Here is a 24,117-nt window from a genome sequence, read left to right on the forward strand (position 1 = left end):
TCGGCAGCACTTATCATGCCTAGGGCGGATTGCACGGCGGTGTGAAGCCGTGACGATCGCAAGGATGACGCGATCGGCCGACCGAGCGGCCGTGTGACTCCACCAATGGCGACAAGTGATTTCGGGCTCGATCGGTTCTACGGGTCCCCGTCGGAAAGACGGAGTGCATCGCCGAAACAGCACGTGGTCTAAACCTTTCGCGTTTCGGCCGAGTGAGGCTCGGCGGTATCACGCTCGGGACAGAACGGCCCATTGCGCAGTGTCGATCGCGACACATTGTCCCGGTCCGGAGGCGGGTAGTTGCGCGGGACGGCGCACATGAGGGCGGCATATTAAGTGCAGAGACGAGGCGACGTCGTTTGCGCATCGGCGCAACGACCTGCACGCCGCTCGGAGTCGACGAGCGTTCCCCAATCGGAAACCTCAATCGAAAAAAGGACAGCGCGTGAACCTAGAAACCGCCTTTCAATCCGAAGACCGGACGGTCGAGCAGGAACCGGGCTTAATCGATCGGTTCGGCCGCCGGATCACCTATGTGCGTCTCTCCGTGACGGATCGATGCGATCTGCGCTGCGTCTATTGCATGTCGGAGAAGATGACCTTTCTGCCGCGCAGCCAGCTTTTGACGTTGGAAGAGACGGCACGCCTCGGCCGATGTTTCAGCCAGCTGGGTGTGACCAAGTTGAGAATCACGGGCGGCGAGCCGCTGGTGCGCCCGAACGTGATCTGGTTGTTCGAGCAATTAGGTGCGCTCGGAACCCTTCGTGACCTGACGCTCACGACCAACGCGACTCAGCTCGGGCGTTATGCGCAGGCACTGAAGGATGCCGGTGTCACTCGCATCAATATCAGCCTGGATACCCTGGATCCGGAGCGCTTCGGAAAGATCACCCGAGTGGGGCAGATCGAGAAGACCCTGAGCGGACTCGAGGCCGCCTTGCGAGTCGGCTTTCGGAGGGTCAAGTTGAATACCGTAGTGCTCAAAAACCGCAATCACGACGAGGTCGCCGATCTGGTGCGCTTCGCCATCGATCGCGGGATCGATATCAGTTTCATCGAGGAGATGCCGTTGGGCGTGATCGGCGATCACGACCGGGCCGAGGCTTATTACTCCAGCGATGCCATTCGACAGGATCTCGAGGCGCATTTCCAGCTTCTGCCGACGATCGAGGCGACCGGCGGACCGTCCAAATACTATCGGGTCGCAGGCGAAGAGACGCGCGTCGGTTTCATCTCGCCGCACAGTCACAACTTCTGCGGCGACTGCAATCGCGTGCGGGTGACCGCAGAGGGGCGTCTGCTGCTCTGTTTGGGTCAGGAACACTCGGTGGATTTGCGCCGCGCGCTGCGCGGAAATCCCACCGAGGACGAGCGGGTCAAGAAAGCCATCATCGCGGCAATGGATATCAAGCCCCGTGGGCATGACTTCGATCTACAGGCGAAGCCGATCATCTTCCGTCATATGAATATGACGGGGGGGTGAAGTCCGTCACCCCGGCCATCGCGGCACGTGACGCAGAGCGCCACGGGGCATGCGTGACACGGCGGAGCGGGTGTCACGAGCGTCTTGAGTTTCGGGTGGCCGGCCTCAAGAGGGTGCCCTATCCGCCGGTGACCGGCGGGAAGAGTGCGATCTCGTCGCCGTTTTTGATCCTCGTGTCCAGCCGGGCAATCTCTTGATTTACGGCCGCCAGGACGGGTTCGCCTTCGCCCAACGTCGTTGACCAGGGCTCGCCGCGAATACGCAGGTGCGCGAGGAGATCCGCGATGGAGTCGATGTTTTGCGAGACATCCAATTGCTCCCGCGCCAGTCCAAGACTCTCTCTGAGCCGAGCGAAATACAGGATATCGATCATACATCTGTCCCCTACTCTATGCCGCCGCCTATCGGGCGATACTCTCTTTCGGCCCAAACAACTGCAAATACAAGTTCACACCGCCATCAGGAATGACCCGCCCAGCGCAACCCTATTCACCTAAACCGCGTCCCCCGAGTTTATTGATCCGGGGGAGAAGGATCCGACCTCCGTCCTATCCATGTCCCGCCGAACGCGGTTCAGCCGAAGAGGCCGTAGAATGGGATGAAGTCCACGAGGTCGCCTTTGCGGATGACCTGATTCTCGGGAATCTCCACTAGGCCATTCGCCCAGGCGACGGAGGAGAGAACGGCGGACGAGCGGCTCGGGAAAACGGCCAGCTCCGGCGCGCCGTCGTCGCCGGTTTGAACGCGCGCCCGGTGAAACTCCCGACGTTTGTCGGGTCGTGGCCAGTCGAAACCCGCACGGATCCGAAGCGTCAGGGGACGAAGATCCCCGCCGACACCCTGCTGGCGTCTGATCACCGGGATGCCGAACAGACAAAAGGTCACGAACAGCGAGACAGGGTTACCCGGATTGCCGATGAAGGGCGTCACGCCGATGCGGCCGAAGGCCAACGGCTTGCCGGGGCGGATCGCAACGCTCCACAACTCCAGTGCACCCACCCGTTCGAGCGCGGCCTTGATGTGATCCTCTTCACCGACCGAGACACCGCCGCTGCCGACGATCAGGTCGGCCTGAGCTGCGCCACGCATCAACGCCTGCTCGGTGGCTGCCGGGGTGTCCTCGACAATCCCCAGATCCACCACTTCGCAGCCGAGTCTCTCCAACAGCCCGAAGAGCATGAAGCGGTTGGAGTTGTAGATTTGTCCGGGGCCGAGCGGCTCCCCCGGCATCACCAGCTCGTCGCCGCTGGAGAAGACGGCGACGCGTAGCCGCCGATAGACACGGACCCGCGCGGCGCCGATCGATGCTGCGAGCCCTAGATGCTGCGGGGCGAGACGGGTGCCCGCGGCGATGACCTCGGCGCCGGCGCGGATGTCTTCGCCGATGCGGCGAATGTTCGCGCCGGTCTTGCAGTCGAGCGGGACTTGGACCCAGTCCTCGGCGGCCTCGCAGATCTCCTGGATGACCACCGTGTCGCAGCCTTCGGGGACTGGCGCACCGGTGAAGATGCGCGCCGCCGTGCCGGGGGCCAGGGCGCTTCCGGCTGAGCCGGCGGGGATCCGTTGAGCCACGCGCAGTCGCCCCCCGAAGGGCGCCAGATCCGTATGCCGGATCGCATAGCCGTCCATCGCGCTGTTGTCCCAGGCGGGAACGTCGATCGTGCTTAAGACCGGTTCGGACAGGACGCGTCCGAGTGCCCCGACGATCGAGACCGTTTCGGTCTCGCCGATGGGGTCGACGCGCTTGAGCAGGCGCTCCAGCGCTTGCTCCTTGGTCAGCGCCGCACGCCCGGAGGCGTCACAGCCGTAAGGATCGGTCGTCATTCTCAACGCTCCAGCAAGCGCGGAATGAGTTGCGCGAAGTTGCACGGCCGCGTGCGGCTGTCCAGTTGGGCCAGCAGGATGCGGTCCCAGGCGGTGCGGCAGGCCCCGCTGGAGCCCGGCAGACAAAAGATGAAGGTCCCATTGGCGAGACCCCCGAGCGCGCGCGACTGCAAGGTGGAGGTGCCGATTTCCTCGAGCGAGAAGCTCCGGAACAGCTCTCCGAAGCCTTCCAGCGGTTTGTCGAGCAACGGGGCAACGGCCTCCGGCGTGCTGTCCCGGCCGGTGACACCGGTGCCTCCGGTGCTCAGGACGACTTGGATCTCGGGGTCGGCGATCCAGGTCGAGAAGACGGCGCGCATTCGATAGATGTCGTCCGGCACGATCTGCTTGGCGACGACCTGGTGTCCGGCTGCCTCGGCGCGTTCTACCAGCAGTCGGCCCGAGGTATCTTGGTCTTCGCTGCGGCTGTCGGAGACCGTGAGGACGGCGATCTTCAAGGGCAGAAAACCGTGGTCGTTGAAGTGCTCGGGCATGGTGTTGTCCTGTTCTGCGGCGTGTCGCGGGTGTCGCTGTGTAGTCAGTGCCGTTCCATTGTATGCGTGTCCAGGTCGCGGTCGCGATTCCAGGCTCGAGACCAGTGTTTGCGCAAGCCAGGTGTCTTCATCGTCGAAGACCGGCTCGGCAAGCACCCGGACACGAAACTCCGTTCCCGCCTCGGAGGTCGTCTCCAGGCTCAGGGTGCCACCGTAGCGCCGGATCAGCCCGGTGCTCACCGCAAGGCCGAGCCCCGTCCCTTTGCCTGCCCCTTTGGTCGTGAAGAAGGGCCTGAAGATCTTCTCGGTCAGGTGTGCCGGAACGCCCGGCCCGGTATCTCTGACGCTGATGAGGATACCGCCCCCTTCCCGGTCCCGCGAACCGACCTCGATCAGACCGCCATTGGCCTCGACGGCATGGAATGCATTCACGAGGAGGTTGACGATGACCTGCTGAAGGTCTTGCCGGCCGATGCGCACGGGGCACGTGGCTTGAAGATCGAGACAGACCTTCGGGTTGTCGCGTGGTGCCTGGTCGAGCACGAGACCGAGGGCGTCCTGGATCAGGGTCGCCATCTCCTCCGGCGAGAGGAGCTCGACATCGTCCATCGGACGGGCGATATCGAGCAGGCTGTCGATGATCTTACGAACGCGCTCGATCTGTTGAACGATGAGATCGACCTCCATGCGCACGGACCAGGCGGTCGGACCCAACTCCTGCGTCACGAGGTTGACGTAGCCGAGCATCACCGCAAGCGGGTTGTTGATCTCATGGGCGACACCCGCGATCAACTCGCCGACTGCGGCAAGCTTTTCGTTTTGAACCAATTGCTTATGGCGCGCTTCCCGCAACAGGGCGAGCACGGCCTCAAGGTCGTGATCATGGTCGGTCGGTCGAATCTCGATCGGGCCGCGTGGTTCGTCCATCTCGTTCGTGTCGGCCTGCGCCTGGGGTGAATCGGAACCGATCCGCAGCCGACCCGAAAGACATCTCTCCCGATCGAGGTCGAAACGGAGCGGTGATCTCGTTCGGCTCGGATCCTATCGGCGAGAAGGCCCGGGCGCAATCAGTGCGCCGTCTCCGCAGAACCTTCATCCGACCATTCCTTCAACTTTCGTTCCACGGTCTTTCGCGAAACGCCCAAGGCGCGTGCCGCGACCGTCTTGTTTCCGCCCGCCACGGCGAGAGCGTTCATGATGTGCGAGCGCTGCATGGCCTCCAGCGAGGAGTCCGGCGATCCGGCTGTGGACTCCTCTGCGGGATGCAGGGTCGATTCGCAGAGAAACTGAGCCACGGGGTTTCCGAGCAGCAAGGATCGCTCGATCACGTTGCGCAACTCTCGGCAATTGCCGGGCCAATCATAGCGGGTGAGTTGCTGCAGATCCCATGACGTGAGCTCGGGTGTGGGAACACCCAACTCGGCGGACAGGACCTTGAGAAAATAACGGGCGAGGTGCTCGATGTCACCCTTGCGCTCGCGCAACGGCGGTAACTTCAGATCGACCACGTTGATGCGGTAGTAGAGATCCTTGCGGAAGCGGCCGGCGAGAACCTCCGCGGCCAGATCGCGATTGGTCGCCGTGATCACGCGTGCGTTGACCGGAATCTCTTGGCTACCGCCCACCGGACGATAACGCCGCTCCTCCAACACCCGCAGGAGCTTCGCCTGCAAGGCGAGTGGCATCTCGCCGATCTCGTCCAGGAAGAGGGTCCCGCCGTCGGCGTGACTGAAGAGACCGTTGCGCGCCTGATGCGCGCCTGTGAAGGCGCCTTTGAGATGTCCGAAGAGCTCGCCTTCGATCAGGTCGGCCGAGATGGCCCCGCAGTTGACCGGCACATAGCTCCCGCGCCGCCCGCTCAGATCGTGGAGCGCCCGTGCGACCAGTTCCTTGCCCGTGCCGGTCTCGCCCTTGATCAGCACCGTCGAGGGCATTGGGGCAATGCGGTGGATGGTGCGCCAAATGTCCTTCAACGACTCGCTTTCACCGACGATACGCTTCGCGGATGGACGTTGCTCGAATTCGCGGTTCCGCAGAAACTGCTCGCGAGCCGCTCGCCGCCGATCCTGCGCGCGCTTGATGACCGCGAGCAGTTGCTCGGCGTGAAAGGGCTTGCGCAGCACGTCCGCGGAGGTGTCGCGCAGCGCATCGACTTCGTCGTAGACGTCCGAATAGCCGGTGATGAAGATCACGTCCAGATCGACTTGGTAGCGATCGCGGATCTCGCGGGCTAGCTCCAGCCCGCTGGCCGCGCCCGGAAGACGAATATCCGCGATCATGAGATCGAAACGGGTCTTCCTGGCCAAGGCCCGAGCCTCGTCGGCGTCGGCGGCGGTCTCGACGTGGGCGAACTTGGATGCAAGCGTTCGCTCGATGAAGGTCCGCATTCCGGGCTCGTCGTCCAGAACCAGGATGGCCTCCACCGCATTCGGGGCGGATGGGACCTCTTCGACGCCTACATCACTGCGATCTGCAAAGGAAATCGACATAGTGGTGTCCTCCGGTTCGTCGGTCGCGTCCGATGGGCTCGGACCGTCCGCCGACGTCTTCTTTATTGATCAGCTTGTATTGACCATCGACCGCCGATCTTCGATTTAATCGCGCGATTCGGGATCATGCCGCCGAGCGTTCGGAAATCGTCTCGGTGGATATCACGCAATACAAAGCCAGACCCGTCAATATTGCGTAAAAGGATATCTGCTGAGCTTATGCCAATACAAACGAAATTTATCGGATTTTAATATCGGAAATGTCGATAACACTCCCGATGCAATCATTGTTTAAGCAGTTTATGAAACACGAATAGATGCGATATCGCTGAAGGCAGGCGACTTGTCGAGAGGGCAGGCGGGATTCAGGCGGAAATCGGCTCAACGATTCGGATGGAATGCAGGGGAGGCGGGTCTCTCCCGCCTCCTCAAGTGGGCGAGGCCGGGCTAGGCCGCGTCCAGCGCGAGCTCGCTTGTTTCACCGCTGTAGGCCCGCCGGAAGGCCTCGACGAAGGGGCGAAAATCCTTCACGGTTCCGTAGATCGCCACGACGCCTCCGCGTCTACGATCGTAGACGAGGTTGACGCCCTCCGTGCGTCCGGCGGGATTCGGTCGGGCCTTGCCGTCGTAATAGATCCAATGCCGCGCATGAACAGAAGCATAGACCAGATCTTCCTCGGCGTGAATCGACCAGAGAACGACATAGTTCCAACTGCCGATGCTGAGCTTGACCTTGCCTTGGCCCTCATGGGCATCGGGATCCTCCGGGTTGATTTGCCATTGAAAGACCGGCACAGGTCCATTGTAGGTGGGATCGGCGTTGCCTTGAGGGCCGTCGACGATGGGCGGGTCGAAGGCATCCGGGATCTCGGAGGTCGGCGGCGTCGTCGGTGGCGGCTTGCGCTCCTTGCCCTCGCCGCCGGCCAGGAGGTCTTTGAGATGCGGCGCCCCGCCGTGGCTCGGATCGGGGATGGGGTCCAGGCCGTATTCCTTCAGATCCACCTGGAGCGGATTCATCGAGGCACCGCCGAGCAGCATGGAGTCGTCGTCGTAGGGCGGCTCGGTATGGATCTCGATGGTCTCGAACCCGAGTCCCTGCAACAGTGCACGGGTCTCGTTCTCCATGGCCGTGACCTTCTCGGCGTTGATCGAGTCCGGCGTGAATTCCACCTCGATGTTCGTCCCCTGAAGCGCGATACTCTTGACGAACCCGAGCGACACGACATCGCGTGATCGACCGGGAAAGCGGATTTGCCGCAGCAGCTCCTTCACCTCTTCGGGTTTTATCGGCGCCATTTCATTCCTCCTCGGGGTTTTTGGGGCGAGGACGCCGTATTTACGCGCGACCGGTTTCCGGTCAGGCGTGAAGGCGTCGCCGCATCTCGTTTCAGGACTCGACGGAGACCTGGTCGCGTCCAATGCATCGGCTTTGGACTCCGAAAAACCCAGCAAAGTGCTTGCCAAACATCGCGAGGCTGGAACGGTGGCGTCTGGATTCCCCGATCGACGAGAGGAGACCTTTGCCACAGTTGTCGTTGTCGTCGGTCGTTCTCGATTACGACAACGACAACGATTAGCTTCGGTGCTCAACTGATTTCTGACACGTTCCCGGGGCTACCGATGCAGCCCGCACTCGCGTTTCAGACCGAAGAATCGCGTCTCTTCCTCCAACATCCCAGGCAGCAACGGTGCCGTGGTATGGACATCTCCGACGGAGACATAGCCTTGATCCTGCAGCGGGTGATCCGGTAGGTCATGGCGGCGCAGATAGCGGTGCACGTCGAGGTTGTGCCAGTCGACGATCGGGTGGACCTTGAGGCGTCCGTCCTGAAGCCGCAGCACCGGCAGCTCGGCGCGGGAGCTCGCCTGTTGACGGCGCAGCCCGGCGAACCAGGTGCCGGCGCCCAGCTCGCGGAGTGCGCGTTCCATCGGCTCGACCTTGTTGAGCCGGTTGTAGCGCTCGATGCCGTCGGCTCCCTGCTCCCACAGACGCCCGAGCCGCGCCTCCTGCCAGGCGGGGGAGAGTGACGGGCGATAGACCTGAAGGTTCAGCCCGAGCCGATCCGTAAGCTCGTCGACGAGGCGATAGGTCTCGGGGAAGAGATATCCGGTGTCGACCAGAATCACGGGGATCTCGGGCATCAGGCGGCTGACCAAATGCAGCATCACGGCCGATTGGGTCCCGAAGCTGGAGGAGAGGACAGGCTGCTGCGGCAGATGCTCCAAGGCCCAACGCACACGGTCCTCGGCCGGCATGGATTCCAAGCGGCGGTTGGCTGCGTGCAACGCGGCCTGATCGCCGTGGATGAGGGCGTCGAGATCGGGCTTACTCATGGAAGTCCTCCGCAGGATTCACGACGGGACGGACGATCCCGTCACGGATCAGATAGTCGCCGAAACGCTCGCCGGGTTGGCGACCCTCGGCGTAGCGTCCGAGTAGGATGTCGATCTCGCTCAGGATGGCGGCCTCGTCGAGGTTCTCCCGGTAGAGCCGATTGAGCCGCGTGCCGATCCCGTCGCCACCGAGCATCAGGTTGTAGCGACCCGGCCCCTTGCCGACGAGTGCCAGCTCGGCGAGATAGGGCCGCGCGCAGCCGTTGGGGCAGCCGGTGATCCGGGTCACGATCTCCTGATCCGCGACGCCGTGCTCGATCGTCAGGCGCTCGACTTGCGCGAGGAAATCCGGGAAGTAGCGCTCCGCCTCGGCCATCGCCAAGGGACAGGTCGGCAGCGCGACGCAGGAGATGCCGTTCAGACGGAGCAGCGAGTGTCTCTCGGCAAGTAGGCCATGTTCGCGCGCCAAGGCGTCGATCTGTGCCTTACGGGCCTCGGGCACGCGCGCGACGATCAGGTTCTGGTTCGGCGTGATTCGGAAATCACCTTGATGGATTCGGGCAATCTCGCGCAGACCCGTCATTGGGCTGTGGCCCGGACCGTCGATCAGGCGTCCGCTCTCGATATAGAGCGTCAGGTGCCATAGGTCGTCCTGGCCTTTGACCCAACCGTAGCGGTCTCCTTGATCGGTGAAACGGACGAGCCGTGCGGGTGCGAAGCGGATCCCCGCACGTCGCTCGACCTCGGCCCGAAAGGTCTCGAGCCCCATGCGCTCGATGGTGTACTTGAGCCGGGCCTGACTGCGGTTGAACCGATCCCCGAAATCGCGTTGGGTGGTGACCACGGCCTCGGTGACCGCGAGTGTCCGGTCCGGCTCCACGAACCCGAGGACGTCGGCGAGTCTCGGGAAGGTCGCGGTGTCCCCGTGGGTCGCGCCCATCCCGCCGCCGGCCGAGACGTTGAAACCGATCAGGTCTCCGCCGTCGGCGATGGCCACGAAGCCCAGGTCGTTGGCATAGACGTCGACATCGTTGTGCGGCGGCACCGCTACGGCAGTCTTGAACTTGCGCGGCAGATAGGTCGGGCCGTAGATGGGCTCGACATCCTCGCCGCCGCCCACCTGCTCGCCGTCGAGCCAGATCTCGTGATAGGCGCGGGTGTGCGGCAGCAGGTGCTCGCTGATCCGCTTGGCCCAGTCGTAGACCTCTCGATGCAGCGCAGACTCGACCGGATTTGGGTTGCAGAGGACGTTGCGGTTCACATCGCCGCAGCCGCCGATCGAGTCGATCATGACCTTGTTGATCCCGCGGATCACCGACTTGATGTCGCGTTTGAGGATCCCGTGGTACTGGAAGCTCTGCCGCGTGGTCAGGCGCAGACTGCCGCCGGCGAGCTCGCGGCCGATGCCGTCGATTGCCAGCCATTGCGCCGGGGTGCAGACGCCGCCCGGCAGGCGTGCACGCAGCATGAAACCGAAATAGGGCTCGAGATACTGCTCGCGTCGTTCTTGGCGGCGGTCGCGATGGTCCTGTTGATAGAAGCCGTGAAACTTGCTGATCTGGGTGTCGTCCGGGCTGATGGCGCCCGTCAGCGCGTCGGCCAGGCTCTCCGCAAGCGTGCCGCGGAGATAGTTGCTGCGGGCCTTGATCCGCTCGTTCTCGTGGAGGGGTGCGCTCATGCGTAGAGGTCTCTGTGGTAGCGCGCCTCGCGGCGCAGGGTGTCGACGCAGGCTTGCGCGGCGTCGGGGTCGAGTCCGGCCTCGGTGGTGAAGATGTCCACGAGGGCGCGATCCACAGCCTGTCCCATGACGGTCGCGCCGCAGACATAGAGGTGCGCACCGGCGTCGATCCAGCGCAGGATCTCCATGCCCTCTTCGCGCAGCCGCTGCTGCACGTAGAGCTTTTGCGCACCGTCGCGCGAGAACGCCAGGCTGACCCGATCGAGTCGGCCGGCCTTGCGGTGTGCTTGCCAGTCGAGCTGATAAAGAAAATCGCGGTGGAAGTGCCGGTTGCCGAAGATCAGCCAGTTGCGGCCACCGTCGCCGTTGGCCGCACGCTGTTGAAGGAAGGCTCGATAGGGCGCAACGCCCGTGCCGGAGCCGATCATGATCAACGGTGTGTTCCCGTCGTCCGGCAGACGAAAGGCGTCGTTCTCGGCCAGGTAGACGCGGACCGCTTCGTTGCGCCCGAGCCGCTCGCTCAGGAACCCGGATGCCGCGCCTAGATGATCCCGGCCATGCGCCTGATAGCGGACCACGGAGACCGTGAGATGGACCTCGTCCTCGTACTCGGCCTGGCTCGAGGCGATCGAGTAGAGCCGCGGCTGGAGCGGGCGCAGCAGCGCGACCAGTGCGGGCGCATCGATGGGGGCCGGATGGTCCGAGACCAGATCGATGAGCTGGCGCTCGCCCGAGTAGGCCCGCAGCGTCGCGGCGTCGGTTGCCAGTGCCTTCAGCTCCGGCGTGCACGACCGCTCGGACCAGGCGCGTACTGTCGTCGGATGCAGCTGCGTCAGCTCGAGCCGCTCGATTAAGGCGCGGCGCAGATCGATCTCCTCGTCGCCCAGACGGATGCGGGTCTCACCCTCGAGTCCGACACCGGCCAGGATCGCGTCGGCGAGCGCCGGATCGTTCTTGACCCAGACGCCCAGGGCATCGCCCGGCCGGTAGTGCAGGGCGCCGGGGTCGATCGCAAGGGCCAGATGACGGACGTCCGCGACTGCGTCCGGCGTCGTAATCCGGCGGTTCTCGAGCAGGGTTGCGGGGTAGGGGTTGTCCTTGTCGTAGGGGCGGGCCTGGTTTTGGCTCTGCTCTTGATGGGAGCGCAGACCCGGCATCGCCACGACATTGCCGGCGCGGCGCGGTGCAATTGCGTTCAGCCGGTTCAAGGCATCCGTCGACCAGCGCTCGGTGTCCGGTCGGTAGTCCAGATCGCAGCATTGCAGCGGCAGGATGCGCTGTGCGCCCAGCTCCGCAAGTCGGCGATCGAAGTCCACGGCGGTCCGGCAGAAGTGCTCGTAGCTCGAGTCGCCCAGGCCCAGGACAGCGTATCGCAGTTGCTCCAGCCGCACTGCGCCCTGATCCTGGACGAAGGCGTGCAGTGCAAAGGCGCTTTCCGGCGGCTCGCCCTCGCCGTGGGTGCTGACAACAAGCAGGACCCACCGCTCTTTGGTCAGCTTGCGCGGACTGAAGTCGCCCATGGAGATAACCCGGACGTCCATCCCCTGACCGAGCGCCTGCGATCCGAGCTGTTCGGCCACCGCTTTGGCGTTGCCGGTCTGGGAGCCGTAGAGGATGGTGATGGTCTCCACCGCCTTCGGCTCGGCGGGCGCTGTTGGACCTCTGCCGCCGATCCCCGCGAGGTAGCCGCTGACCCAGGCGATCTGCGTGGGCGACATATCCTTCAACGCCACCTGCAGGGCGCGAAGCTGATGATCGTCGACCGGACTGGTCAAAGCGTTTAACTGTGAAAGGGCCATCGGTCGAAATCCCCTGGCATATGTCGTGCTTTCTGTCAGTCCGGTTCGGGATCTGACTCGCTTGGACCTGCAGGTCCGGTTCGGCACGGAGTTTAGGCAGGCGGCAAAGGCGATTTGAAATGATCATTCATGCGTCGTTATCACGAGGAATGATATGGAGCTACGCCAACTACGTTCTCTCGTGACCCTGGTCGAGGTTCGGTTCAACGTGAGCCGAACCGCGGAGCGCCTGCACCTGGTGCAGTCGGCCGTGACCCAGCATCTCAAGCAGCTCGAGGCGGAGCTCGGCACGCGGCTGTTCGTGCGCCACGGCAAACGTCTTGTCGGGTTGACCGAGGTCGGCGAGCAGGTCTTTCGGCACGCCTGCGAGGCGTTGCGCCAGACCGGGAACATCCTCGCGGTGGGTCGCGATCATCTGGAGGAAGATCGGGGCGTGCTGCGCTTGGGCGCCACCCACACGCAGGCCCGCTATGTGCTGCCGCCGGTGATCCGGCGCTTCGCCGCCGCCTACCCGGCCGTGGAGCTTCAGATCCATCAAGGCACGCCCGGCCAACTGGTCGACATGGCCCTGCGCGACCTGGTGGATCTGGCGATCTGCACCGAGGCCCTGGGCGACGAGATCGCGCTGCAGACCATCCCCTGCTATCGGTGGAACCGCTGCTTGATCGCGCCGCGGTCGCATCCCTCGCTCGATCTGGCTCCCATGACCCTGGCTGCGCTCTGCGAGCACCCGATTATCACTTACGTTTTCGGGTTCACCGGGCGCGGCGGCTTCAGTGACACCTTTGCGAAAGCCGGATTGCATCCCAAGGTGGTCCTGAGCGCAGCGGACACCGACGTGATCAAGACCTACGTCCGCGAGGGACTCGGTGTCGGGATCATCGCCGCTCTGGCCTATCAGCCCGACGAAGATGCGGACCTCGGGATCCGCGATCTCGCCGACCTCTTCCCTTGGGAGGTCACCAAGATCGCCTACGCCCGGGACAAATATCTGCGCCGCTACCATCAGCACTTCGTCGACATCTTCAAGCGTTGTACCGGCGACATATCGTGCGAGCACGTCGGGTCAAGCATCCGTGCGCAATCGGCAACGCGCGCGCTGCATGATCCGGCGATCGCGGATTGACCTCGTTGTCGCACCCGTGGGCCTACGTTTGGGCGGATGCTCGGAAGGCTTGCGTCGTTCGACTTAAATTAAACCGCAGCGCCGTCTCGGGAATCGAAATGGGACAAAGTGTCTCGTCGCCCGGGTGCTTGAAGGCCATTTTGTCCGTGCCGCGACCGGTTTCACGGCAACGATTCCGTCGTTGTCGGTACGCCGTGGTCCGTTCGATGGGGTCCGGGCGCAGCCACGAACACCGCGACGTGCCCGATTCATTACACGCGCGATCGCGGCACGATTCTCCTTCAACCGCTGAGCCGGCGCGGTTTTTGCCGGTTTATACGAAAGCGCCCTCTATCCATCCCTCGTCGTCGTTGCCCATGGTCCGGCATGCGATCCGACGATCCGAGAAACGAAGAGCCGGTCGATGGCCTAATTCGTGCACTTCTCGCTATCGACGCGTCGTGAATTGTGAAGCGACTTGCATCCGTGTCGGCTGCGCACGGGAGGTTTGAATCGTTTCGTTTAATACAAAATATTCGATGCGTGCTTGTCTCTCATTCCATTCTGGAGGCGGTTATGCCCGATTCTGCAGTCAGTCTTCACTCCGGCCGTGAGCCATGGCGTCCGAACCTCGTTCCGCTTGTGACCTTGATGGTCTGCACATGCGTACTCACAACCTATTTCTTGGTTGATACCTATCTCATTCGGCAGCCATCGGTGAAATATGCCGAGAACGGCACGGCGTTCGTTCTCAGGCTTCGAGAACCGCTCGATACGTCTTCCCAGATCAAGGCCGACGGCGCACGGCTCATTCAAGCGATTGCAGAGGTCAAGCAGCAATCGGACGACCTCAAGTCCGAGATCGCCGAGCGCTTGACCAAAGACCAGGCATACCAGGTGGAGCTCGCGGCCTTTATGACGCAGTTGGAGGATGCCGAGAAGGTGATCGCCACCCTGAAGGAGGAGGTCATCGGGCTGCAGCAAGACTATGCCCGGGCGAGCGGCACAGATGCGAAGACCGCCCAACGGGTCAAAGAGGACTGATCGGGCACCCTCCCGAGATCGCCGAGCAGACACCCAAGCGCACGTCGACGGGGGCAGACAGTCCCTCGCTTCCACCAGACTCTTGACCTCACGAGGAGACGTCCATGGCAACCTCTAGCGCGGATGCACTTGCGAGCGGCGGGTCGGCCGCCGATTCTTATCTGGAAACCAAGCCCAGCCGCTGGATCACCAACTGGAACCCCGAGAACGAAGGGCAGTGGAATACGGTCGGAAAAAAGATCGCGCGTCGCAATCTGACCTGGTCCATGTTCGCCGAGTTTCTCGGCTTTGCGATGATGGGACTCTGGGGCATCGTCGTCCCGCAACTGCCCGCCGCGGGCTTCAACTTTACCGCGGACGAGCGCTTCTGGCTGATCGCCGCGCCGGGTCTCACCGGTGCCTTGATGCGGTTCCTCTACACCTTCACGGTCCCGATGGTCGGAGGGCGGAACTGGACCATCGCCTCAGCGTTGTTGCTGATGATCCCCGCGGCAGGACTTGCCTACGCAGTCAGCGATCCGACAACCCCTTTTTGGCTTCTGATCATCATCGCGAGCTTGGCGGGCCTAGGGGCCGGTAATTTCACCTCGTCGATGGTCAACATCTCCTTCTTCTATCCGGAGAAGGTGAAGGGTGCCGCACTCGGACTGAACGCATCCGGCGGCAATCTGGGTGTCGCTTGGGTTCAGTTCACGGTTCCGATCGTGATCATCACGGCCGGCGGCTTGGCGCTCGACCGTGCCGGTTTGATCTTCATCCCGCTCTGCATCATCGCGGCGATGGGCGCCTACTTCTACATGAACAACCTGACCTGCGCTCGGGCCGATATCAAGAGCTTCGGGCTGGCGCTCGCGGACAGAAACACCTTTATCATCTCGTGGCTCTATATCGGGACCTTCGGCTCCTATATCGGGTATGCGAATACCTTCGCGACGCTATTGCGCTCCGAGTTTCCCGAAGTTTCGATGAAAATCGTCTTCGTCGGCGCCTTGACGGGTGCATTGGTGCGACCGATCGGTGGATGGCTCGCCGACCGTTATGGCGGGGCACGGATGACGATGATCGTCTTCAGTTTGATGTGCGCGGGAAGTCTCGGGCTGGTGATGACCTTGGAGCAATTGAACTTCCCGCTGTTCTTCGGGCTCTTCATGCTGCTGTTTATTGCGGCAGGAATGGGCAACGGAACCGTTTATCGCATGATTCCGGCAGCGTTTCGAGCCACGGCTCTCGATCCGCAGACGGGCAGCCTCGATCCGACCAAGCTGGCCTCGGCACGCCGTCTGGCGGGTGGCTGTATCGGTGTCGCCGGGGCTATCGGCTCGCTCGGCGCCTTCTTTATTCCACGCAGCTTTGCGATGTTCGGCATCGTCGGTGGTTTCACGCTTTTCCTCGGCTGCTATATCACGATGCTCTTCATGACGTGGTACTTCTATCTGCGCCGCAGCTCGCCCTTGTCGATCGCCAATGTCTAAGGGGGAATGATCATGTTCAAGCATATCCTGGTTCCGACCGACGGTACGCCGCTTTCTCAAGACACCTCGCACGCCGCGGTCGCCTTGGCGAAGGCCCTCGGCGCTCGAATCACCGCCTACCATGCAAAGTCGCAGATCGCGTCGACCACCTTCTCGGCGGCGATCTTCGACGGCGATCTTGTGGACGAGGCGACGCGCGCGCAGTTCGAGAAGGCGGCCGAAGCCTCCGCCCGCAGCAGCTTGGACTTCGTCGAACGTTCCTGTGGCGAGGCCGGCGTGCCGTGCGAGACGATGACGACGCCGACGGATACGCCCGCGGAGGCGATCCTCGAGGCCGCATCGCAATGCGGTGCCGACCTCATCTTCATGGCGTCACACGGGCGCAAGGGATTCAAGTCCCAATTGATCGGAAGCGAGACGCAGAAGGTCCTGACCCACTCGAAGATCCCGGTACTCGTCTATCGCTGGGGCGACGTGGCTTGATCTTGGGGCCGGCTCGGGGAGGGCGGATGCGTCCACCGTGTCCTGCCGGCCGGGCGCCGTCGTGCCGAGTCCACCTGCTGGAATACACATGTACAAGCATATCTTTGTCCCGACCGACGGCTCCGATCTCTCGGAGGCAACCGCCCGCCAAGCGGTCGCCTTCGCCAAGCAGATCGGTGCCCGTATCACCGCATTCCATGCCAAACCGAACCTCTCCGCGACGCATTTCTTCGGCGAAGACAAGACAGCGGCACCGAGCTCGTTGGATCAGATCGACGAGCAGATCGAGAAAGACGTTCAAAAGAGCCTCGGGTTCGTCGAAAAACTCTGCAGCCAGGCCGACGTGCAATGTGATGTGATCTCCTCGCCGAGCAATACCCCTTACGAGGCCATCGTCGATGCCGCGACCCGATCCGGCGCCGATCTCATCTTCATGGCCTCGCATGGCCGCAAAGGAATCAAGGCAAAGATCCTCGGGAGCGAAACCCTGCGCACCCTGACGCATTCCCCCATTCCCGTGCTCGTCCACAGCTACGGCGAGCGCGAACCCCCGAGTGCTTAAGGAACGATTCAAAAACAACCGAAACCCGTAGGATGGGTAGAGCGAAGCGAAACCCATCCAGCCCGCGCCAAGCGCCTCGGACCGAAACCCGGTAACGCAACGGTTTGGAGGATGGGTTTCGCTGACGATCTACCCATCCTTCGCGTTCATCAAGGTGTTCACCTTGTTTCTGAATCGTCACTAGGCGATTTCCGGGAATGAATATGCCGCCTTGCAGACGATTCGGCCGGAAGTGACGTCAGGTCGTCGCGAAGCGGCGACATCTCCCGCTCGTTCCAGCGGGTGGACTCGTGACACCCGCTCCGCGGTGTCACGCACGCCCCGTGGCGCTCTGCGCCACGTCTCAAGATGGCCAGAGCCACGAACAAAACCTCGGATGACACCGCCATGATCAGCACCGGAACCCTGATGCTCTGCAAGGCGCTCCTGACCGCGGGCGCCATCATGGGGTTCCTGCTCCGCGAGCTGTGGTTGCTGCGTCGGATGAAACGGGAAGACGAGGCGCGCAAGGCCGAGGCGGCGGGCGCGGTCGACCCGCAGAAGTCCCGCAACGAGGACGCGACCGGCACAACCGCCAGTTGAGCGGAGAGCGATCACCATGGCGTCATCTTCCGACCCCGAAAACACGTCGGACGATCTCCGCGAAATCCTTCGAGTCTCCCTGGCCAATTGGCCTTTCCTACGGCCTGTCAAGACCCTTGCCCCGAAGATCGCCGATTGTGGCGCGCCTGCGAGCTTGCGAGCTTCGCCGAACATCGTCTCGGCGGCATCCCGGACCCACGGTCGCTGACGGACGCGGCGATCGAGAACTGGAGCCGCTTGAGCCTGACGACGGGCGAAGCGATCGGGGATCCAGCCGAACTAGGCGATTATCTCCCCTACTGGATCATGCTCGATGGCCACTGCCTGGGTACCCTTGCCGTCGCGCTTCGCGACCCGGGGTGGGGCGAGCACTTCATGTGGATCGCCAGCCTCTATCTGTTCAGGGAGGAGCGGCGCCAAGGCCACGCCGACCGGGTCATGGACGCGTTGGACGGCACCGCACGGCGTTTGGGTCTGGGCGGCATCCGGCTCAAGACCGATTGGACCTGGCAGGGCGCGCTGCGCTTCCATCTGCACCGGGGCTTCTGGGTCGCCAACTGGAAGCGCTCGCTGAGCCTGGTGCGCTATCTTGCAGACCCCGTCTACGAGATCCGCGAGCGCGCGCAAGGACTAGATTTCCTGCTGCATCGCGACGACTCGATCAGGGCCGCGCCTGCGTGTTTGATATCCGCCGGGCGCGACGGTGACCGTCTGATCTGGGAGGACCGACGCGAATCCGCATCTGCCGACGACGCGTTCGTCGAACCCCGTGGCAGCGTCGCATCGACCTTCGCCCTCGGCCTTGCAGTCCGGGGATGGCCGCTGATCCGCGGTCCGAACGAATGGGAGCAGCGCCATCGCTGGTGCGATGTCGGCATGCCCGAGGGGTTGGCCGACAAGATCACCATCTTCGAAGCCTATACCCGCCACTGCTGCTTCCGCGTCGAAACACCGCGGATTCCCGGGTTGATCTATCCGGGATGGGACGTGCTGTGAACCCCCGTCACCGCGTCGAGGCGTGATCCAACGAGACCGAAAGCTGTCCGTAGACCGTGGGTCCGTCCGTCGTCGTGTCCGTGTCCGCAACGGGACCAGGGCGGTTGGTCGAGCAGGCGCAAAGCGCGAGCGCGAAAACGAGCAGGATAAGTGGAGGAAGGGTCTTCATGGGTGAGTCGTCTCAAGCGCGTTCGAATGGTAAGGCGCCGATCCTCGTCGATCAGTGGGGCGACCACAAGGTAAGGATCATCAGCGACACGGACAGCCCTCCCAACCCCGGAGAATCGCCGCTTTCACATTGGTGATCGGAGTCGGTGGGAATCTTCATTCCTGATCTTGTTGCCGCGTTGCCTTCGGTCCGATTCGATACCTCGTCCGCAGAAGGCCCCGGCGGCTCCCTCCCGCGCGACCTCTCGGCCGCCTACCGCCGTCGACAACGCCGCCCGTACATCGGGCTACCAGGATCACGTGCCCCTTCGTTACATTTGGTGTGTCATCGACAAGGGAGTTCCATATGACCAACCTGATCTCTGTCCATCGGGAATCCTCTTGGCCAAAGTCAAACCCCTGCTGCCTCGGCTGCAAGGCGGGCGCTGCATCCTACTCTGCAAGCCTGGCTGCGATCGCCTTCAGCACGCACTTGCGGCCAGCCAGATCGTCGATAATCGCGTCCAAACCATGCTCGTCTTGTTCGTGCCGTCGAGACACATTGGCCCGAACCCAATTGCCCGCCGGGACAATCTGTCTCGCCGCCCCGTGCTTCCTCTGAATCGAGGCCGACCGATCGGGATGCCTTGGGTCTCCTGACGTTCTTCCAAAACGCCTTCCGCTGGTCTCGACCGCCATCCGTTCATGCCTGCTTTCACGAGCGCAATCAGTAAGATCTGCTCCACTCAAACCCCTCTCTAGGAACGCCGCTCCGATCCCGCACGCAGCCCCCACGCGCCCCGATTTCCCTCTGGCATACCCGTTGCTGAATGGCTCTGCGTACGAGCCCCTCAACCCGAGCAAAATGCTCGGAGACAACAGCAGAGACCGCAGCATCAAGACGCGCGGCCCTGACAACGGAGGATGAGGAGTGAAAAGAACATGATCAACGAGGAGTCGCAGCACGTGCGGGAGTTGCTCCGGGAGGTCAAGTATCCCGGCTTCTCGCGGGACATCGTTGCCTCGGGGTTTGTCGGGGACATCCTCGCCATCGGGCCGATGGTGGAAGTCGAGTTCAAGCCCGACACCCGCGACGAGACCAAGGTGGCGACCATGGAGCGGCAGATTCGGGATGTGCTGCAACGCGCGGATTTTGCGGACGTGCAGATTCGTCGGATCGCGCCCTTCGTCCCGGATGTTCCGTTGCGCAGTGCCGAGGACCTCGCCAAGGAGCTTCGGAAGAAGCCCGAAGGCCCGAGCGCCGTGATGAGCCGGCTCATGACGCCGCTCCAGGCCGAGTACCTCGAGGAGGGAGAGCTGCCGGAGCCGGATCTGCTCGCCATTGCGCTCGGTCGCCATGATGTCGCGCCCGCGGCCGGCTATCGGCCGGGCGGTCCGAACCCGCTCAGCGGGCCGCGCGAATCCATCGACTACGACATCGGTATCCCCGTTCTGCAATGGGATATCGATCCGCACGACCCGCAAGCCAGGACCAGTCAACACGAGATCAAGGTGGGCGATTGGGATTACCGCGTCTGGTGGCAGGCCCATCGCGACGGCGGGCTTCTCTATGTCTCCATGCAGGCGATGAAGGAGGACTGGGTCGACCACGACAACAATGCGGTCCCCCATCCGATCGGTCGATCCGAGGCGGTGAATCTCGTCTATGACGAGCGGCGCAACGCGGTGGTGGCCATCTACGGCACGGTCCGTGACTTCCGCCCGTTTGTTAAGGCTTTCGGGCTGGCACATGCCAGCGAAACCGGTGCGCAAAGCGGATCGGAAACCCAAGAGGCAGAACAGCAATGAGCAAGACCAAAGACGACGGCAACGGCAACGGTGGCTCCCGCTGGTTCCGCGAGCTCGACGAGCCGCGCAAATGGGAAGACTTCTATCGCCGCCGCTGGCAATACGACAAGTCGGTGCGCACGAGCCATAGCGTCAACTGCTCCGGCTCCTGCTCGTGGGAGGTCTTCGTCAAGAACGGCATGATCACCTGGGAGCTGCAGAAGACCGACTGGCCCCAGATCAACGACGAGACGCCGAACTACGAGCCGCGCGGCTGCCAGCGCGGGATCTCGGCGTCCTGGTATCCCTACAGCCCGGTCCGTCCGAAATATCCCTACGTCCGTGGTGTCCTGCTCGACTTTTGGAGGGCGGAGCGCGAAGCAGGCAAAGACCCGGTCGCCGCCTGGGCCGCCATCGTCGAAAATCCCGAGCGCTCCAAAGCCTATCGCAACGCCCGCGGCAAGGCCGGCTGGCGTCGCACGAGCTGGGACGAGGCGACCGAGATCATCGCCGCGGCCAAGGTCTACACCATCAAGGAGCACGGTGCCGACCACCTGGCCTCCTTCTCGCCGATCCCGGCCATGAGCATGGTGAGCTTCCTGTCCGGTCACCGCCTGTCGAACCTCCTCGGCGGGACCATGCTCAGCTTCTACGAGTGGTATCACGACCTGCCGCACATCATGCCGATGATCTGGGGCGACCAGACCGACGTGCATGAATCGGCCGACTGGTATCAGAGTGCCTATTGGATTGTGATGGGCTCGAACCTGCCGATGACCCGCACGGCGGATGCCCATTTTGCCTCCGAGCACAAATACAACGGCGGCAAACTGGTTAATCTCTCGCCGGATTACTCCGATGTGACCAAGTTCGCAGACCTCTGGGTGCCTGTGCGCCCTGGAACGGACGCGGCTTTCATCCTCTCCTGTATTCACGTCATCCTGCAGGAGTTCCACGTCAATCGTCGCGCCGAGTACTTCCACGAGTATGTGGCGCAATACACCAATCTGCCCTTCCTGGTGATTCTGGACCAGGAGGGTGACCATTATGCGAGCGGCAGATTCCTGCGGGCGAGCGATCTCGCGGCCTATGCGAACGAAGAGCTGGCCGATTGGAAGCTGCCTTGCTTCGACAAGCAGGGCGAGCTGCGTCTGCCGGGCGGGACGCTGGGCTTCCGCTGGGAGGAGAAGAACACCGGACGCTGGAATCTCAAAAACGAGGATGCGGTGACGGCCCAGCCGTTCGATCCGCTGCTCACACTCATGGACGGCGAGTTCGAGGAGGTCATTGTCGAGTACGCCGACTTCACGCATACCTTCAACGTGGAGTTCGGCACCACGGCATTGCGGGGGGAGAAGGCCCAACTGAGCCTCAGAGGCGTCCCGAGCCGTGTGCTGACCAAGGCCGACGGCACCAAGGTGCGTGTCGCGACGGCTTACGACCTCTTGTTGGCGCATTTCGGTGTCAATCGCGGTCTCTCGGGTCCCGGATACCCGAAAGACTATGACGACGCCACGCAGGCCTACACCCCGGCCTGGCAGGAGCAGGAGACCGGCGTGGATCGCAATCTCGCCATCCGTGTCGCTCGGGAATGGGCCGACACCGCGGAGAAGACGAAAGGCAAGTGCCTCTTCATCACCGGCTCGGGCATCCTGCACTGGTACCACGGCGGCTCGTTGACCTATCGCTCCGAGGCCGTCATGGGCATCCTGACAGGTTGCCAAGGTCGCAACGGCGGCGGCTTTGCGCACTATGTCGGCACCGAGAAGATCCGCAATGTCGCCGCCATCGGGACGATCGGCAATGCGGTGGATTGGGGCAATGTCGGGCGGCAGCAAAACTCCACATCCTACTTCTATTTCCATACGGATCAATGGCGCTACGACGGCATGAGCCTCGACCCCTTGTGGGCCCCGCGCGCCAAGGAGATGCCGGCGAAGGCCAACCATGCGGCCGATATGAACGCCGTTGCGGTCCGCAACGGTTGGCTGCCCTTCTTCCCGCAGTTCGACGAGCGCAACCCGCTGGATGTCATGAAGGATGCGCGCAAGGCCGGCTGCGAGAGCCTCGAGGAGGTGAAGACCTGGGTCGCGCAGCAGTTCAAGGAGCGCAAGCTCAAGTTCGCGCTGCCGAATGTCGACGCCCCGAAGAACCATCCCAAGGTGCTCTGGATCTATCGCGGAAACCTCATCGGCACCAGCATGCGCGGCCATGAGCTCAACCTCAAGCACATGCTGGGGACGCACCACAATGTGCTCGGCGGCGAGGGTCGCGCCAAGGACATGGTGAAGGAGATCGATTGGAGCGGCGATGCCCCGCTCGGGAAGCTGGATCTCATCTACAACGTCAACCTGCGAATGGACTCCTCCGCCAACTATTCGGACATCGTGCTGCCGACGGCGCACTGGTACGAGAAGTTCGACCTCACCTGCACGGATCTGCATTCCTTTTTGCATCCATTCACGCCGGCACACGATCCGGCCTACGAGTCCAAGCACGACTGGGAGGCCTTCAGGCTGGTCGCCGAGAAGATCAGCGAGTTGGCCAAGACCCACCTGCCGGATCCGGTCGAAGACCTGGTCATGACGGCGCTCAACACGGACACCCGCGACGAGCTGGCGCAGCCCATGGGCGAGCTGCGCGACTGGTGGACGGGGGAGAGCGAGCCGATCCCCGGCAAGACCTTCCCGAACGTCAGTGTCGTGAAGCGCGACTACACCAAGATCCACGACATGTACACCACCCTGGGGCCGGCGGTCACCAAACCGAACGGATACGGTGCCAAGGGGATCCGCGGCGATCTCGCCGAGGCCTACGAGCAAATGAAGGAGAGTTATCTGGTCGGGGAGAAGGACGGTCGGCCGAACATGGAGACGGCGGCGAAGGTCTGCGAGGTGATCTTGCGCATCTCGCCCGAAAGCGACGGCGAGCTGTCCTATCAGATGTTCAAGAAACTCGAGGAGCGTTGCGGCGTGCCGCTCGCGCATATCGTCGAGCACGAGCGGGAGACCGCCTACCACTATCCCGACCTCATCTCTCAGCCGAGGCGGGCTTTGACCTCGCCGCATTGGTCCGCGATCGAGACGAAGGGTCGAACCTATTCGCCCTGGACATTGAACATCGAGGCACTCAAACCCTTCCACACGCTGACCGGACGACAGGAGATCTATTACGACCATCGCATGTTCCGCGATCTGGGCGAGGACTTCCCGGTCTATAAGCCGCCGGTAGACATGGTGTCGATCGGAGACGTGGCCCAGAAGGACATCGAGATGAAGGGGGCAAAGCTGTTCCGCTTCATCACGCCGCACCAGAAATGGGGCATTCACAGCATGTTCGGCGATTCATGGCAGATGCAGAACATGTTCCGCGGCGGGCCGACGGTCTGGATCAACGACGACGACGCGCGCGATATCGGGGTCAAGGACAACGACTGGGTGGAGATCTTCAACGAGAACGGGATCCAGGTGGCCCGCGCTGTGGTGAGTCATACGGTGCCCCGCGATATGTCGATCGTCTATCACCAGACCGAGCGTCATGTGAACGTGCCCTTCTCGTCGTTGGCCAGGGAGCGTGGTTCCAGCGATCTGCGCGGCGGCAACAACAACGCCACCACCCGCATCATGATGAACCCCGCGACGATGGTGGGCGGTTATGCCAATTGGACCTATTGGCTCAATTACCAAGGGACCAGTCCGTCGGAGCGCGATTGTGTGGTGCTTATCCGCAAGAAACCGATGGAGTCGCGCGGTCGCAAGGTTATCTACCAAGAGTCACAGCTCAGCGTCGGGGCATAAA

At 62.8% G+C, this 24,117-nt stretch carries 18 protein-coding genes and 1 pseudogene; 10 read left to right on the plus strand and 9 right to left on the minus strand.

The annotated features are described in order from the left end of the window. Positions 1 to 445 precede the first annotated feature (445 nt). Positions 446 to 1,483 carry a GTP 3',8-cyclase MoaA gene (moaA, locus tag GPT33_RS00810; protein WP_296804933.1) on the plus strand — a complete coding sequence of 346 codons (1,038 nt, stop codon included), beginning with the start codon at positions 446 to 448 and terminating at the stop codon, positions 1,481 to 1,483. Positions 1,484 to 1,601: 118 nt separating this feature from the next. On the opposite strand, the gene moaD is transcribed toward moaA, so the two are convergent. The 9 genes and pseudogenes from moaD to GPT33_RS00855 all read right to left on the minus strand — a co-directional run bounded on the left by moaD (position 1,602) and on the right by GPT33_RS00855 (position 12,140). Then, positions 1,602 to 1,856: a molybdopterin converting factor subunit 1 gene (moaD, locus tag GPT33_RS00815; protein WP_296804935.1), complete on the minus strand. Its 255-nt coding sequence runs from the start codon at positions 1,854 to 1,856 to the stop codon at positions 1,602 to 1,604. A 200-nt stretch (positions 1,857 to 2,056) separates the two neighbouring features. Continuing rightward, the gene (gene glp, locus GPT33_RS00820; protein ID WP_296804937.1) at positions 2,057 to 3,307 is read right to left on the minus strand and encodes a gephyrin-like molybdotransferase Glp; all 1,251 of its coding nucleotides are present in this window, start codon (positions 3,305 to 3,307) and stop codon (positions 2,057 to 2,059) included. A gap of 2 nt (positions 3,308 to 3,309) precedes the next feature. Beyond that, positions 3,310 to 3,840, minus strand: a complete 531-nt coding sequence (gene moaB / locus GPT33_RS00825) for a molybdenum cofactor biosynthesis protein B (RefSeq protein WP_296805001.1) — start codon at positions 3,838 to 3,840, stop codon at positions 3,310 to 3,312. A gap of 165 nt (positions 3,841 to 4,005) precedes the next feature. Next, a pseudogene (locus tag GPT33_RS00830) lies at positions 4,006 to 4,767 on the minus strand (ATP-binding protein); the annotation flags it as partial. Between the two features lie 140 nt (positions 4,768 to 4,907). Beyond that, entirely contained in the window at positions 4,908 to 6,329 is a 1,422-nt protein-coding gene (locus GPT33_RS00835; protein ID WP_296804939.1) for a sigma-54 dependent transcriptional regulator, read from the minus strand. 447 nt (positions 6,330 to 6,776) lie between these two features. Further along, entirely contained in the window at positions 6,777 to 7,625 is an 849-nt protein-coding gene (locus tag GPT33_RS00840; RefSeq protein ID WP_296804941.1) for an iron-sulfur cluster assembly protein, read from the minus strand. A gap of 318 nt (positions 7,626 to 7,943) precedes the next feature. Beyond that, positions 7,944 to 8,663 (minus strand): phosphoadenylyl-sulfate reductase, encoded by a 720-nt coding sequence (locus GPT33_RS00845; RefSeq protein WP_296804943.1) that lies wholly within the window; start codon positions 8,661 to 8,663, stop codon positions 7,944 to 7,946. Beyond that, positions 8,656 to 10,341 (minus strand): assimilatory sulfite reductase (NADPH) hemoprotein subunit, encoded by a 1,686-nt coding sequence (gene cysI, locus GPT33_RS00850; RefSeq protein ID WP_296804945.1) that lies wholly within the window; start codon positions 10,339 to 10,341, stop codon positions 8,656 to 8,658. Before cysI ends, GPT33_RS00845 begins: the two co-directional genes overlap by 8 nt. Continuing rightward, the gene (locus GPT33_RS00855; protein WP_296804947.1) at positions 10,338 to 12,140 is read right to left on the minus strand and encodes an assimilatory sulfite reductase (NADPH) flavoprotein subunit; all 1,803 of its coding nucleotides are present in this window, start codon (positions 12,138 to 12,140) and stop codon (positions 10,338 to 10,340) included. The genes cysI and GPT33_RS00855 overlap by 4 nt, the downstream gene beginning before the upstream one ends. 154 nt (positions 12,141 to 12,294) lie before the next feature. Between GPT33_RS00855 and GPT33_RS00860 the strand changes: the two genes are divergently transcribed. The 9 genes from GPT33_RS00860 to GPT33_RS00900 all read left to right on the plus strand — a co-directional run bounded on the left by GPT33_RS00860 (position 12,295) and on the right by GPT33_RS00900 (position 24,116). Further along, positions 12,295 to 13,266 (plus strand): LysR family transcriptional regulator, encoded by a 972-nt coding sequence (locus GPT33_RS00860; protein WP_296804949.1) that lies wholly within the window; start codon positions 12,295 to 12,297, stop codon positions 13,264 to 13,266. 555 nt (positions 13,267 to 13,821) lie between these two features. Next, positions 13,822 to 14,289 (plus strand): hypothetical protein, encoded by a 468-nt coding sequence (locus GPT33_RS00865; RefSeq protein WP_296804951.1) that lies wholly within the window; start codon positions 13,822 to 13,824, stop codon positions 14,287 to 14,289. 104 nt (positions 14,290 to 14,393) lie between these two features. Further along, positions 14,394 to 15,761 (plus strand): MFS transporter, encoded by a 1,368-nt coding sequence (locus GPT33_RS00870; protein ID WP_296804953.1) that lies wholly within the window; start codon positions 14,394 to 14,396, stop codon positions 15,759 to 15,761. Positions 15,762 to 15,773: 12 nt separating this feature from the next. Continuing rightward, positions 15,774 to 16,244 carry a universal stress protein gene (locus GPT33_RS00875; protein ID WP_296804955.1) on the plus strand — a complete coding sequence of 157 codons (471 nt, stop codon included), beginning with the start codon at positions 15,774 to 15,776 and terminating at the stop codon, positions 16,242 to 16,244. Positions 16,245 to 16,332: 88 nt separating this feature from the next. Further along, positions 16,333 to 16,806, plus strand: coding sequence for a universal stress protein (locus GPT33_RS00880; protein WP_296804956.1), 474 nt, complete (start codon positions 16,333 to 16,335; stop codon positions 16,804 to 16,806). A 387-nt stretch (positions 16,807 to 17,193) separates the two neighbouring features. Beyond that, a complete protein-coding gene (locus GPT33_RS00885; RefSeq protein WP_296804958.1) occupies positions 17,194 to 17,388 on the plus strand; it encodes a hypothetical protein in 195 nt (64 codons plus the stop codon). A 135-nt stretch (positions 17,389 to 17,523) separates the two neighbouring features. Beyond that, on the plus strand, positions 17,524 to 18,384 hold the full coding sequence (locus GPT33_RS00890) for a GNAT family N-acetyltransferase (protein WP_296804960.1): 861 nt from the start codon (positions 17,524 to 17,526) through the stop codon (positions 18,382 to 18,384). A 1,089-nt stretch (positions 18,385 to 19,473) separates the two neighbouring features. Next, a complete protein-coding gene (locus GPT33_RS00895) occupies positions 19,474 to 20,340 on the plus strand; it encodes a hypothetical protein (protein ID WP_296804962.1) in 867 nt (288 codons plus the stop codon). Beyond that, positions 20,337 to 24,116, plus strand: a complete 3,780-nt coding sequence (locus GPT33_RS00900) for a nitrate reductase subunit alpha (protein ID WP_296804964.1) — start codon at positions 20,337 to 20,339, stop codon at positions 24,114 to 24,116. Before GPT33_RS00895 ends, GPT33_RS00900 begins: the two co-directional genes overlap by 4 nt. The last annotated feature ends 1 nt before the right edge of the window (position 24,117 follow it).

It is taken from the genome of Thiocapsa sp., assembly GCF_011390875.1.
In the GTDB taxonomy this organism is placed as follows: Bacteria; Pseudomonadota; Gammaproteobacteria; order Chromatiales; family Chromatiaceae; genus Thiocapsa.

Bases quoted from the DNA above. Each gene is read 5' to 3' on its own strand.
- GPT33_RS00895 (WP_296804962.1), top strand. From the start codon at position 19,474: ATGATCAACGAGGAGTCGCAGCACGTGCGGGAGTTGCTCCGGGAGGTC.
- GPT33_RS00885 (WP_296804958.1), top strand. From the start codon at position 17,194: ATGATCAGCACCGGAACCCTGATGCTCTGCAAGGCGCTCCTGACCGCG.
- GPT33_RS00880 (WP_296804956.1), top strand. From the start codon at position 16,333: ATGTACAAGCATATCTTTGTCCCGACCGACGGCTCCGATCTCTCGGAG.
- glp (WP_296804937.1), bottom strand. From the start codon at position 3,307: ATGACGACCGATCCTTACGGCTGTGACGCCTCCGGGCGTGCGGCGCTG.
- GPT33_RS00845 (WP_296804943.1), bottom strand. From the start codon at position 8,663: ATGAGTAAGCCCGATCTCGACGCCCTCATCCACGGCGATCAGGCCGCG.
- GPT33_RS00865 (WP_296804951.1), top strand. From the start codon at position 13,822: ATGCCCGATTCTGCAGTCAGTCTTCACTCCGGCCGTGAGCCATGGCGT.
- GPT33_RS00835 (WP_296804939.1), bottom strand. From the start codon at position 6,329: ATGTCGATTTCCTTTGCAGATCGCAGTGATGTAGGCGTCGAAGAGGTC.
- GPT33_RS00870 (WP_296804953.1), top strand. From the start codon at position 14,394: ATGGCAACCTCTAGCGCGGATGCACTTGCGAGCGGCGGGTCGGCCGCC.
- GPT33_RS00855 (WP_296804947.1), bottom strand. From the start codon at position 12,140: ATGGCCCTTTCACAGTTAAACGCTTTGACCAGTCCGGTCGACGATCAT.
- moaD (WP_296804935.1), bottom strand. From the start codon at position 1,856: ATGATCGATATCCTGTATTTCGCTCGGCTCAGAGAGAGTCTTGGACTG.
- GPT33_RS00840 (WP_296804941.1), bottom strand. From the start codon at position 7,625: ATGGCGCCGATAAAACCCGAAGAGGTGAAGGAGCTGCTGCGGCAAATC.
- GPT33_RS00900 (WP_296804964.1), top strand. From the start codon at position 20,337: ATGAGCAAGACCAAAGACGACGGCAACGGCAACGGTGGCTCCCGCTGG.
- moaB (WP_296805001.1), bottom strand. From the start codon at position 3,840: ATGCCCGAGCACTTCAACGACCACGGTTTTCTGCCCTTGAAGATCGCC.
- cysI (WP_296804945.1), bottom strand. From the start codon at position 10,341: ATGAGCGCACCCCTCCACGAGAACGAGCGGATCAAGGCCCGCAGCAAC.
- GPT33_RS00875 (WP_296804955.1), top strand. From the start codon at position 15,774: ATGTTCAAGCATATCCTGGTTCCGACCGACGGTACGCCGCTTTCTCAA.
- GPT33_RS00860 (WP_296804949.1), top strand. From the start codon at position 12,295: ATGGAGCTACGCCAACTACGTTCTCTCGTGACCCTGGTCGAGGTTCGG.